Source organism: Paraburkholderia yinzeri (genome assembly GCF_046581065.1).
GTDB lineage: Bacteria > Pseudomonadota > Gammaproteobacteria > Burkholderiales > Burkholderiaceae > Paraburkholderia.
In genome coordinates this window covers 167,470-180,280 of sequence record NZ_JBFOCJ010000001.1, presented here as the reverse complement: position 1 = coordinate 180,280, position 12,811 = coordinate 167,470, and the positions used below count along the sequence as shown (strand labels likewise).

Genomic DNA, 12,811 nt, shown 5'->3' with positions numbered 1-12,811 from the left:
CAGTAGCCGGATGGCCGGCGAATTCCCATGCGGCAAAATGACCAGGGTATACTCGAACTTAAACATGTATTGTAGATGCATCTTTAAGCCGGAGAACCCGAATGACTGTGCTTACCGCCGACCAGATGGCCCTCGTCAAGGCCACGGCCCCCGTCTTTGCCGAACATGGCGCCACCATCACGAAGCACTTCTACAAGCGGATGTTCCATGCGCATCCCGAACTGAAGAATCTCTTCAACCAGACGCACCAGCAAAGCGGCAGCCAGCCCGAAACGCTGGCCCGCGCGGTGTATGCGTACGCGGCGAATATCGACAATCTGGGCGCGCTCGGCGGCGCAGTCACGCACATCGCCCACAAGCATGCGAGCCTGAACATTCGCCCGGAGCACTATCCGATCGTGGGGCGCCATCTGCTCGGCGCCGTGGTCGACGTGCTCGGCGATGCTGTCGATCAGCCGACGCTCGACGCATGGACCGCAGCCTATGGCCAGCTCGCGCAGATCATGATCGGCGCGGAGGCGACGCTGTACGAAGGCGCATCCTGGAGCGGCTTCCGGCCGTTCAAGGTGGTTCGCAAGCAGATCGAGAGCGACGAGATCACGTCGTTCTATCTCGCGCCCGCCGATGGCGCTTCCGCCGGCGGTTTCGAACCGGGCCAGTACGTGAGCGTGACGCGCTTCGTCGATCGCCTTGGCGTCGATCAGCCGCGCCAGTACAGCCTCTCGGACGCTCCCCATGGCCGCTGGCTGCGCATCTCGGTCAAGCGCGAGGCGGGCCGCGAGCAGGTGGACCCGGGCCACGTGTCGAACCTGATGCACGACGGTGTCGAGGAAGGCGCGATCGTCCACGTGAGCGCGCCGATGGGCGAATTCACGCTCGACCGCAAGGCGGCAGCGCCTGTCGTGCTCATGAGCGGCGGCGTCGGCATCACGCCGATGGCGTCGATGCTCGCAACCCTCGTGGCCGAGGGCAGCGCGCGTCCCGTGACGTTCGTGCATGCGTGCCGCAATGGACGCGTGCATGCGTTTCGCGACTGGCTGCGCGATGTCGCCCGCGATCACGCGAACGTGCGCAGCGCCGTGTTCTATGAGGAGGTCGGGGCGAGCGATCGTGCGGGCGTCGATTACGACTACGCGGGACGCATGGACCTTGGACGCATCGAAGACGCCGCGCTGCCAACTGACGCCGACTACTACCTGTGCGGCCCCGTGGGATTCATGCGCGCGCAGCGCGAGGCGCTCGTCGCACGCGGTGTCGATCCGCAGCGTATCCGCACGGAGATCTTCGGTTCGGGCATGCTCGACTGAGCGCCACGTAGAAACGCCCGGCCGCAATGGCCGGGCGAGCTGGAGCAAGACCCCGGCGCGACGCCGGGGTTGCCGCATTCGCGAACGATGCGGCCCAGTTGTCGCTCAGTTACCGCTGCCGCGCGCGACGCGCCGCTGCTTGACGCTTTCCGCCAGCCCTTCGAGCACGCCCACGCTTTCGTCCCAACCGATACAGGCATCGGTGATGCTCTGCCCGTAGGTGAGCGCGCAACCTTCCTTGAGGTCCTGGCGGCCCGCCACGAGATGCGACTCGACCATCACGCCGATGATGCGCTCGTCGCCCGCGGCGATCTGGCGGCCGATATCGGCGCACACGGGAATCTGGTTCTCGTGCTTCTTCGAGCTGTTCGCATGGCTCGCGTCGATCATGAGGCGCGCGGCGAGGCCTGCTTTGCCGATGTCGGCGCACGCTGCATTCACGCTGTCCGCGTCGTAGTTCGGCACCTTGCCGCCGCGCAGGATCACGTGGCAGTCCTCATTGCCGGCCGTCGAGACGATGGCCGAATGGCCGCCCTTCGTCACCGAGAGGAAATGGTGCGGCTGCGATGCGGCCTTGATCGCGTCGACGGCGATCTTGACGTTGCCGTCCGTGCCGTTCTTGAAGCCCACCGGGCACGAGAGGCCCGAGGCCAGCTCGCGGTGCACCTGCGACTCGGTCGTGCGCGCGCCGATCGCACCCCACGAGATCAGGTCGGCGATGTACTGCGGGCTGATCATGTCGAGGTATTCGCTGCCCGCGGGCAGGCCCAGTTCGTTGATAGCGACGAGCAGTTCTCGCGCGGTGCGCAGACCGTCGTTGATCATGAAGCTGTTGTCGAGGTACGGGTCGTTGATGAGGCCCTTCCAGCCCACTGTCGTGCGCGGTTTTTCGAAGTACACGCGCATCACGATTTCGAGTTCGCCGGCGAAGCGTTGGCGCATCGGCTGGAGCTTCTGCGCGTACTCGACGGCTGCCTTGGTGTCGTGGATCGAGCACGGGCCGATGATCACGATCAGGCGGTCGTCCATGCCGTGCAGGATGCGGTGCAGCGACTGGCGCGTTTCGTAGATCAGGGTCGAGGCGGCCTCGGAGCACGGGAATTCGCGGATCAGGTGTGCGGGCGGCGTGAGTTCTTTCAGTTCCCGGATGCGGACATCGTCGGTGTTGTGCGGGGGCATGGTCGTTTTCTCCTGATCCTGTGTGTAGCGTGTCGGCGTCGATCAACGGTGGCGGCGCGGACGGTGCCTCAAAAAGCGGTTAGATGAAAATTGCGGCTCGTGGGTGTGGGGCGAAAGGACGAAAAAAAACCGCCAGGCTTGCTGGCGGTTTCTCGTGTATTCGGGGTTCTGCGCGTACTGTCAACCCTCTCGATCCGCCAGCGGTCTGAGATACCAAAAGAAGTAAAAGTAAAACTTCGTGGCGGTCATGGCGAAAGCGACAGTGAAATGCGTTCTGGAACGTGAAGTTCGTCGAAAAGGGTGATTGCCTTTATAACCCGGGCAAGCTCGCGCTGGCAAGCGCTGCGCTGCAAAAATGCGCAACATCCGCGCAATATCTCGATCAAGCGCAGAAATCCTGCGCGCCGGTGCGGGATTTCCGCATCGGCGCGCGTGAAATCAGACCGTGCCGCCCACCGTCATCCGGTCGATGCGCAGCGTAGGCTGGCCGACGCCCACCGGCACGCTCTGCCCCTCTTTCCCGCATACGCCCACTCCGGAGTCGAGCCTCATGTCGTTGCCGATCATGTTCACGTACTTGAGCGACTCTGGGCCGCTGCCGATCAGCGTGGCGCCCTTGACCGGATACGTGATCTTGCCGTTCTCGATCATGTAGGCCTCGGAGGCCGAGAACACGAACTTGCCGTTCGTGATGTCGACCTGGCCGCCGCCGAAGTTGACGGCGTAGAGACCGTTCTTCACCGAAGCGATGATCTCCCGCGGATCCTTGTCGCCGTTCAGCATGTAGGTGTTGGTCATGCGCGGCATCGGCAGGGCGGCATAGGACTCGCGGCGCGCATTGCCGGTTACCGGCATCTTCATGAGGCGCGCGTTGAGCGAGTCCTGAATGTAGCCCTTGAGAATGCCGTCCTCGATCAGCGTCGTGCACTGCGTGGCGTTGCCTTCGTCGTCGATGTTGAGCGACCCGCGGCGATTGGGCAGCGTACCGTCGTCCACGACCGTGACACCCTTCGCGGCCACCTGCTCGCCAATGCGCCCCGCGAACGCCGACGAACCCTTGCGGTTGAAGTCGCCTTCCAGCCCATGGCCGATCGCTTCGTGCAGCAGCACGCCGGGCCAGCCCGGCCCGAGCACCACGGTCATCGCGCCGGCCGGAGCCGGGCGCGCCTCCAGATTGACGAGCGCGCTATGCACGGCGTCGTCGACGTACTTGGAGAGGATGTCGTCGGTGAAGTAGCCGTAGTCGTAGCGTCCGCCGCCGCCGCCGTTGCCGATTTCGCGGCGGCCGTTCTGCTCGGCGATCACCGTGACGGAAACGCGCACGAGCGGGCGGATATCCGCCGCGAGGGCGCCGTCGCTGCGCGCCACGAGCACGACGTCGTATTCACCGGCGAGCGCCGCCATCACCTGGGTAATGCGCGGGTCGCGGCCCTTGGCCATCTGCTCGATGCGCTCGAGCAGCTTGACCTTTTCGGTGGCGTCGAGCGAGCCCAGCGGATCGGACGGCAGGTACAGGTCGCGGCCTGCGATGCCCTTGAAAGCGCCGGCCACCTTGATCTTCTGCTTGCCGCCGCCTGCCTTCGCGATCGAGCGCGTGGCGAGGGCCGCCTGGCGGATCGCTTCGGGCGAGAGATCGTCCGAGTACGCGAACGCCGTGCGCTCGCCGGAGACGGCGCGCACGCCGACACCCTGGTCGATGCTGAAGCTGCCCGATTTGACGATGCCTTCTTCGAGGCTCCAGGCTTCGCTGCGCGTGGCCTGGAAGTAGAGGTCGGCGTAATCGACGCGGTGGGTGAAGATCTCGCCGAGCGTGCGCGTGAGCACTGCCTCGTCGAGGCCGTAGGGCGTGAGGAGCACGTCCTTCGCGGTCGCCAGATTGCGGATGCCGGGTTCGATGATGTTCATGCGTGCAATAGGGAGGATCTGTTTCGGTAAATTCGGGCGGCGAGCGGTTTTATCAAGCCGTTGCGCTGCCCGGTTGCGCTCAGTTGCAGTCGAGGACGCGATGCCGCCATGCGGGCAAACTCGCACGCACGGCGGCGATGCGCTCGAGGTCGATGTCGCCGGCCACGATGCCGGGACCCTCGTCGAGCACGTCCAGCACTTCGCCCCATGGGTCGATCAGCATGCTGTGGCCCCAGGTGCGGCGGCCGTTCTCGTGCTGCCCGCCTTGCGCGGCGGCCAGCACGTAGCACTGGTTTTCGATGGCGCGGGCGCGCAGCAGCGTTTGCCAGTGCGCGCGTCCCGTGGTGTACGTGAAGGCGGACGGCACGACCATCAGCGCGCAGTCGCCCATGCGGCGGTACAGCTCGGGAAAGCGCAGATCGTAGCAGACCGACAGGCCGACGCGGCCAAACGGGGCCTCGAAGGTGCGCACCTCGGCGCCGGGCCGGATCGTGCGGGCCTCGTCGAACGACTCCGCGTCTTTCTCGAAGTTGAACAGGTGAATCTTGTCGTAGCGCGCGACTTCCTCGCCGCGCGTGTCGAACACGAGCGTCGTGTTCAGCACGCGGTTTTCCTCCGGCGCCGGGTCGGGCACGAGCAAGGGCAGCGTGCCGCCGATGATCCACACCTTGTTTTTCAGCGCGGCCTCGGCGAGAAACCGCTGGATTGGCCCATCGCCGTAGGGCTCGCGGACCGCGAGCTTGTCGCTGTCCTTGTGGCCCATGAAGCAGAAATATTCGGGCAGTAACACGAGGCGCGCGCCGGCCGCGGCCGCTTCGGCGATCAGGCGCCCGGCGTCGGCCAGATTGCGTTCGCGCTCGGGCGTGCTGATCATCTGCAGCGCGGCGACGCGGAACGGGGTAGGGGGGGAATCGCTCATCGGCGGCGTGTGAATTGGCTCGCGAAGTGGCTCATGAAGGTCGCCGCCCGGTGCGGCGCCCGGCGTGACCTGGTGCGACAAACAGGGCGGCTGGCCGGTACGGCGCGCACGGCGCAGGAGCGCATGTTCAATGCGCCGTGGCCGGCGACTGCGCGTTCATCTTACCCTGATCGCCGTGCAGCCGCTCGACGTGCGGTTTGGCCCAGGAGCCCGTGATTGCGTAGTCGATCGCGAACGCCGACTCGACGGTGTGCGAGAGCGCGAAGTCGGCGACGAGCGCGCCAAGGCCGATGAGCGGATTGATGACCGCCGCGGCGATCACGCCGGCGCCCAGGCTGACGGTCGGCTCCACGTGTACGCGCAGGTCCTGGGTCTCGTGGGCGAGGTCGACGCTGCCGCTCATCTGGGCGCGGGCCGGTGCGGTGATGAGCTTGAAATCGTTCGTGCGGCCGACGCCGTTTTCGATCACGCCCGTGCCCGTGACGCTCGTGAAGGGCAGGCCCTCGCCGATCACGTCGCGGAAGTCCGTGCTCGCGTAGCGCGCGAGGCTTTGCAGGCTCAGCACGCCGAGCAGTCTGGCCACGCCCGGATCGACCTTGAGGATCTGGCCGTGGCGCAGATCGACGGCAACACTGCCTTCGAGCGACGGGTAATCGATCTTCGTCGGGCCGCCGCGCCAGTCCAGCTTGCCGGACAACGTGCCTTCGCCGGCCTTGAGCGTGCGCGGCTTGCCCGCGCGTGCGAGCAGGGCGCCGGCATCCTTGATGTCGAGGCGGAATTCGAGCGCGGTGCGGCGCGGCGTCGCCGATTCGAGGTCGGGGCCGACGTCGCCGATCGAGCGCCAGTTGCCCGTCGCGGCGAGATGCGCGTCGGGGTTGTTGAGATCGAGCGTGTCGAGCTGCCAGACCGGCACGCCGTTCTCGTCGATATTGCGCGCGTTGACCTGCAGCCGGCCGAAATCGCGGCCTCGCACGATCAACTGGTTCACGACCAGGTCGATGGAGGGCATGTTCTGGGCGGGCTGCGAAATGGCCTGGCCGAGCAGGTCGTTTTCGGTCGCGGCGGGCACGACGAGGCGCGCGAGACGCGCCTCGAGCGTGCCCGGCGAGCCAGGGACGGCGCCGGGCTTCCAGGAGAGATGCCCGGAAACCTGGTTCGAGGCGAGGTTGGCCTGCCAGTCACGGCCGGTGCGCGTCGCGCCGACCACGACGTTCTCCCAGTGGCGCTTGAGCAGCGTGAGCGTGCCGACGTGTACCGCGAAGCGCGACGGCAGGAACTGGGCGAAGGCGCCGCCGGGCATGGGCGGGGCGGCGGCCGGCGACGAGGCGGCTTGTGCCGGGGGGGGGGCGGCCGGAGAGGCGGCGGTCTGCGCTGGGGCGGTGGCTGGCGGAGAGGCGACCTGCGCCGGGCTGGCGCCGCTGGCGGCGGCCGAAGCGCCACTGGCCGCGCTACCGGGGGCATTCGCCGCAACCGTCTGCGTGCTGCTCGCCGGAGTCGCGGCAGCCGCACTCGCGGCCGCCGTGCCGCGAATCTGCTGCACGACGCCGCGCCACGCGTCGGCATCGAAGGCGGGCATGTCGACGTTGGCGGTCACGCCGTCCGTCGGCAGATCGACGGGCCGGTTCATCGAGATCGCGCCGCGCACCACGTCGGGCACGTGGCCAGGCACGCGCCGCAGCACATACTTCGCGGCGAACGGCCCGAGCGTCACATCCGCATGCTGGAACGCGGCGGGATTGCCGGCGTCGCTGCCGTCGCCCGCGCCCGGCTGCAGTTCGAAGCGCAGCGGCATCGGCGTTCCGGCGGTCTTGCCGAATGGCGCGGGCAGATCGAGCGCAAGATCGGTCAGGTCCGACGAGGCCTTCACGTCGGGCAGATGGCCCTTCGTGCCGCTCACGCTGAGCGCATACGGCGCCTGCCCGCTCAGGCGGCCCAGCACGGCGGCCGCCGTGCCGCGCAGGTTCAGGCCGCGCGCCGCATCGACGGCGACGTTGCCCGATACGTCGAGCGCATAGCGGCCGTCTTCGCTCAGCCCGCCGTTGGCATGCAGGGCGCCGCCGAGGAAACGCGCGTTCAGCGCTTCGACCTGCGCGCTGTGGTTGCTGAAGCGGACCTTGCCCGTGAGATTCGAAACCGGCGGCACGTTGTCGGCCGTGAGCTGGTCGTTTTCAAAGCCTATCGTGCCCGCCAGCTTGACCTTGGGCTTGGGCACGCGCGGGATCGTGAGCTTGAGCGCAAGCGTTGCCGGTCCTTGCGCGCGCACCTTCGCGGTGGCGTGTTTCGACACGTAGCCGATCGAGCTGTTGTCCGCGTAGTCGAGCAGATCGGCAAGCGGGCCGCGACCGGCGCCGCTGATGAAAAGATCGGATCCCTTCGTGCCGAGGTCGTCGATGCGGCCGCTCACGTCGTGCAGGACGAAGCCGCGATAGTGGCCGCGCGCCACGTCGAAGCGCAGCTTGTTCTCGGCAAGCGTGAACACGCCGTCGATGCCGTCGAACGCGGGCCACACGTTGGGCGCGCCGTTCCTGAGCTTCTTCGGCGGGAACGGCGACGGGTCGAAGCGGCCGCCCGCGAACGGCGCGACGATGCGGAACTGGCCGGCATCGGGCGCGCGCGAGTAGGGGAACAGCGTGAGGTCGCCGTGGATCTCCAGCGTGGCGCCCTTCGAGACGCCGGCCTGCAGGCCGTGGCCGAGGTAGGTGCGCACCTTTTCGGAGAGGCTCGTCGGCAGGTAGCGCGGGATGGCCTTGACCTGGGCCGTCTCGAAGTCCGCTTTCAGGTCGAGCGCGCCGCGTCCGTGGCCGGGGTTCGTGTAGTGCGCGGTCATCTTCGCGCGCGCATCCTCGTTCGCGACACCCAGTTCCGAGACGTCCACCTCGAAGGCCTTGTGCGTGTCGCCCGGTTCGCGCTTCGGCGCCACGGTCCACTTGCCCGCGCCGTAAAGCCGGTCGAACGTGAGGCGCGGGTTGTCGAACACGCCCGGCAGCGTGACGGCGGCCTTGGTGGTGTCGAAGCGGATGGTGCCGTGCGTCTCGTCGGAGTCGATGCGGCCCCAGAGGTTCTCGAAGCCGGGCAGGCCCGCGCGCGGGTGGCCGCGCGGCGTGAGACCCGGCCCCGGCTCCTGCGCGTCCACGCTGATGCCCTGCAGGTCGGCCTTGAGCCGGTAGTGGATGATCGGCTCGGCGCTCGTCCCGCGTTGCTCGGTGGCGGCCTCGCCCGACTCCGGCGCGGCGCGCTCCAGTGCGAGGTCGTAGTTCGCGACGAGCCCCTGCGGATTGAAACGGATCAGGGCGTTTTCCACGCGGCCCGGCAGCGGCAGCGCGCGCATGAACTCGCCGAGGATGCCGAGGTCGATGCGGTCGCCCGCCACGCTGAAGAGCTGGCCGTGCTGCAGCGACTGCTGTCTCAGGCGCGCGTCGAGCATCGTGAGATCGAGCGTGCGCACGAGCGGCGTGCCGTCGTCGAGCGGCGGCTGGCCGAGCTCGGCGCGAAAGTCGCGCAACTGCACCGTGTAGTCGCCGGGCTGCACGCCCACGCGCCACTGGAAGTGCGCGACGGGCAGGTCGAGGCGCGGCTGGGTGGGACGTACCTGCAGCGAAACGGCGGTGCCGTCGACCACACCGTTCGCCGAGAGCAGGTGGCCCGCGGCGAAGTGCGCCCAGATGGTGTTGTCGATGCGGCCTGCATAAGTGGCGATCGGGATCTTGACGTAGCGGGCGAGCGTGGGCAGATCGACGGGGCCGGTGGAGAGATAGGCGTTGCCGGTCCAGTCGACGGGTTTGCCCCCTTGGGAGAAGCGCGAGTGGCGGAAGTGCGCGCGGAAGTCGAGCGGGCCGTCCAATACGGTGCCCTCGCTTGGCGCCTGCAGCGCGACGCGATGGTCGTAGCCGTCGTTGAGGATCGCAAGGCGGATATCGTGCAGCGCGAGATCGGGCACGTTGCGCGTGGCGTCGTGCCAGCGCAGCGTGCCGCCGCGCAGCACGATGGCCTCTTGGCGCATGAGCCAGGTCGTGAACGTGGCGTTGCCCGTATGGGCTGTGGGCACCGGCACGCCGGCCACGGTGAGCGTGCCGTCGTCTTCGCGGGCGATCGAGACGTCGGGGCGCTCGACCTCGACGCTCGAAAGCAGCAGCTCGAAGGAAACGAGCGAGCGCCAGGAGACGGTCACCGTGGCACGCGGCACGTTCAGCGCGATCGCGCCGTGGCGGTCGCGGATCGTGAGATCGGTGACGTCGATGCCGGGCTGGAAGCCTAGCCAGTGCGGCGTGAGCTTGCCGATGCGGAATTCCGCGTGGATCTTGCTGGAGACGAGGGCTTCGATGCGCGGCCGGACGTCGTTGACATAGGGCAGCACGATGTAGCGCAGCCCGAAGGTGAGCGCGGCGACGATGAAGTAGAGGACGAGCGCGAAGGCCGCGAGCACGCGCAACGTGTGGCGCAGCACCGGGTGGTGGTGCTCGGGCGCATCCGGGGTCGCCCGGCTGGCATGTCCGGTTTGATGCGGGCCGGCGGGATCGTTTCGCTCGGACATGCTGCTGCGGGTGGGGTATGGTAGCGTTGCGTTCTGACCACGAAATGTATCACATGGGGGCGCGGCATCGGCCATCCGGAGAAGCCTCGATGGCCCGCAAAATGCATGCCGCCGGTGCTGCACCCCAGCGAGCCAGGCCTTCATGATCGACGACATTCCCCTCCTCAGTTCCCGCTACTCTCGTTATGCCGCGCGCGCTTACGCGGCCCGCCCGGACCTCCCGGCGCAGGTCGAGGCGCTCGCCGCCGGACCGGTCACGCGCGAGCGTATCGCCGCCCGGCTGGAGGCGCTCTGTGCCCAGGCGGGCGGTGCGGCGCTTACCGACGATCAGTTGAAGAAGGCGTTGCGCCAGCTGCGCGTGGAGGTGATCTGCGCGGTCATGGAGCGCGATCTTGCGCGCGTGGCCGACGTGGCCGAAGTCACCGGCACGATGACCGATCTCGCCGAAGTCGCGATCCAGCGCGCGCTGGCGGTGGTCACGGCCGACCTCGAAGCACTCTTCGGCGAGCCGCGCGGCCCGAGCGGCGAACGCCTCACGCTCGGCGTGGTGGGCATGGGCAAGCTCGGGGGGCGCGAGCTCAACGTTTCATCGGACATCGATCTGATCTTCGTCTACGAGGACGACGGCGAGACCGCGGGCGGCCAGCGCTCGCCCATCGCGACGCAGGACTTCTTCACGCGCGTGGGCAAGCGGCTGATCGGCGCCTTGAGCGACGTGACCGCCGACGGTTTCGTCTTCCGCGTGGACATGCGGCTGCGCCCGAACGGCGACTCGGGGCCGCTCGTGGGCAGCCTCGGCATGCTCGAAGAATATTTCTACGTGCAGGGCCGCGAATGGGAGCGCTATGCGTGGATCAAGGGGCGGCTCGTTTCGGAGTCCGATAGCGAGAGCGCGCGGCGGCTTGCCTCGCAGCTCGACGCGCTCGTGAAGCCGTTCGTCTACCGGCGCTATCTCGACTTCGGCGTGATCGCCGCGATCCGCTCGCTGCACGTGCAGATCCGCCAGGAAGCGCAGCGCCGCGCCCACATGCGCCCCGACAAGGCCGACGACATCAAGCTCGGGCGCGGCGGCATCCGCGAGATCGAATTCAGCGCGCAGGTGTTCCAGTTGATTCGCGGCGGCCAGGACGCGGGCTTTCGCGTGCGGCCGACGCTCTCGGTGCTCGGCTATGCGGCGGCGCGCGGGCTGATCGCGCCGGAGGTCTGCACGGACCTGACGCGCGCCTATCAATTCCTGCGCGAACTCGAGCATTGCCTGCAGTATCGCGACGACGCGCAGACCCACGCGATGCCGGTCGATCCGGCCGAGCGCGTGGCGCTGGCGGGCGCGATGGGTTTCGCCGACTATGCCGCGCTGATGAAGACGCTCGACGCGCACCGCGACAAGGTGGAGCGCCAGTTCGACCAGATCTTCGCCGACAAGGTCAACGGCGACGGCGGTTGTGCGGCGCGCGAAGACGGCGCGGCTGCGTGGGTGTGGAGCACCGCGCTGGCGGAGGAGGGCGCCGACGACGAACTGCTCGCGCGCCTGCACGACCTGGGCATCGACGACCCGGGGCCGCTGCTCGCGCGCCTGCGCGGGCTGTGGCAGTCCTCGCGCTATACGGGGTTGCCCGAAAAGAGCCGCCAGCGCTTCGACAGCGTGGCGCAGCGCGCGCTGGAGGCCGCGCGCACGCTGGAGACGCGCGCGCACCGCGGCGACACGCTCGCGCGCATGTTCGACCTGCTCGAAGCGGTGATCCGGCGCGGCGCCTATCTCGCGCTGCTCTGCGAGTATCCGGACGCGCTCGATCGCGTGCTGAAGGTGCTGGGCACGTCGCGCTGGGCGGCGGGCTATTTGATCCGCCATCCGCAACTGCTCGACGAACTGCTCGACGACGAGGCCATCGCCACGCCGTTCGACTGGCCCGAGTTCTCGCGCCTGTTGCGCGCGCGCCTGGCGGCCGCGGCCGATATGGAGCAGCAGATGGACCTGCTGCGCCACGCGCATCAGGCCGAAGTGTTCCGCATTCTGCTCAACGACCTGGCGGGCCGCCTCTCGGTCGAACATGTGAGCGACCGGCTCTCCGAGCTCGCGGACGCCGTGCTCGACGTGACCATCGAAACGGTCTGGAAGCAATTCGCGAAGCGCCACCGCGAGGTGCCGCGCTTCGCGGCGATTGCCTACGGCAAGCTGGGCGGCAAGGAACTCGGCTACGCCTCGGACCTGGACCTGATCTTTCTGTACGACGACGAGGACGAAAGCGCCGCCGAGATCTACGCGACGTTCGCGCGGCGCCTCATCACGTGGCTCACGACGGCCACGGGCGCGGGCACGCTGTTCGACGTCGATCTGCGCCTGCGGCCGAACGGCGAGTCGGGGCTGCTAGTCACCGATCTCGACTCGTTCCGCCGCTACCAGCTGCGCGAGGGCGACGCGGCGAACACGGCGTGGGTCTGGGAGCACCAGGCGCTCACGCGCGCGCGCTTTTCGGCGGGCGATGCGGCGATCGGCAACGCCTTCGAGGCGATCCGCGTGCAGGTGCTCACTACGCCGCGCGATGCTGCGCCGCTCGCGAAGGAGATCGTCGAGATGCGCCAGCGCGTGGAGGACGGCCATCCCAACCGGACCGAACTCTTCGACCTCAAGCACGACCGCGGCGGCATGGTCGATATCGAGTTTCTCGTGCAGTACTGGGTGCTGCTGCATGCGGCCGAGGACCCCGAACTGATCCGCAACACAGGGAACATCGCGCTCCTGCGCGAGGTGTCGCGCTTCGGCCTCATGAGCGAGGAGGAGGCCGATACGATCGGCTCGGCGTACCGGCTCTATCGCAAGCTGCAGCACCAGTTGCGGCTGGACGGGATGGAGACGGCGCGCGTGGCGCCCGAGCGGGTGGCGGCGCAGCGCGAAGCGGTGCTGGCGCTGTGGCGGCGGGTGTTTGAGCGGGGGTGAGGCTGGCGGCGAGGTGGTGCTGGCTACCCGTTTAG

The 12,811-nt window shown here is 68.1% G+C and carries 6 protein-coding genes; 2 read left to right on the top strand and 4 right to left on the bottom strand.

Annotated features, from left to right (window positions below; translation table 11 throughout):
- Window positions 1-68: 68 nt before the first annotated feature.
- Complete coding sequence (gene hmpA / locus WJ542_RS00765; protein WP_411190440.1) at window positions 69-1,307, top strand: NO-inducible flavohemoprotein; 1,239 nt, start codon at window positions 69-71, stop codon at window positions 1,305-1,307.
- A 105-nt stretch (window positions 1,308-1,412) separates the two neighbouring features.
- On the opposite strand, the gene aroG is transcribed toward hmpA, so the two are convergent.
- From aroG to WJ542_RS00745, 4 genes are all read right to left on the bottom strand, one after another.
- Complete coding sequence (gene aroG / locus WJ542_RS00760; protein WP_411186976.1) at window positions 1,413-2,486, bottom strand: 3-deoxy-7-phosphoheptulonate synthase AroG; 1,074 nt, start codon at window positions 2,484-2,486, stop codon at window positions 1,413-1,415.
- Between the two features lie 438 nt (window positions 2,487-2,924).
- Window positions 2,925-4,391 carry a metalloprotease TldD gene (gene tldD / locus WJ542_RS00755; protein WP_411186974.1) on the bottom strand — a complete coding sequence of 489 codons (1,467 nt, stop codon included), beginning with the start codon at window positions 4,389-4,391 and terminating at the stop codon, window positions 2,925-2,927.
- A 79-nt stretch (window positions 4,392-4,470) separates the two neighbouring features.
- Window positions 4,471-5,310, bottom strand: a complete 840-nt coding sequence (locus tag WJ542_RS00750) for a carbon-nitrogen hydrolase family protein (protein ID WP_411186972.1) — start codon at window positions 5,308-5,310, stop codon at window positions 4,471-4,473.
- A 127-nt stretch (window positions 5,311-5,437) separates the two neighbouring features.
- The gene (locus WJ542_RS00745) at window positions 5,438-9,841 is read right to left on the bottom strand and encodes a YhdP family phospholipid transporter (protein ID WP_411186970.1); all 4,404 of its coding nucleotides are present in this window, start codon (window positions 9,839-9,841) and stop codon (window positions 5,438-5,440) included.
- Window positions 9,842-9,983: 142 nt separating this feature from the next.
- Between WJ542_RS00745 and glnE the strand changes: the two genes are divergently transcribed.
- On the top strand, window positions 9,984-12,776 hold the full coding sequence (glnE, locus tag WJ542_RS00740) for a bifunctional [glutamate--ammonia ligase]-adenylyl-L-tyrosine phosphorylase/[glutamate--ammonia-ligase] adenylyltransferase (RefSeq protein ID WP_411186968.1): 2,793 nt from the start codon (window positions 9,984-9,986) through the stop codon (window positions 12,774-12,776).
- The last annotated feature ends 35 nt before the right edge of the window (window positions 12,777-12,811 follow it).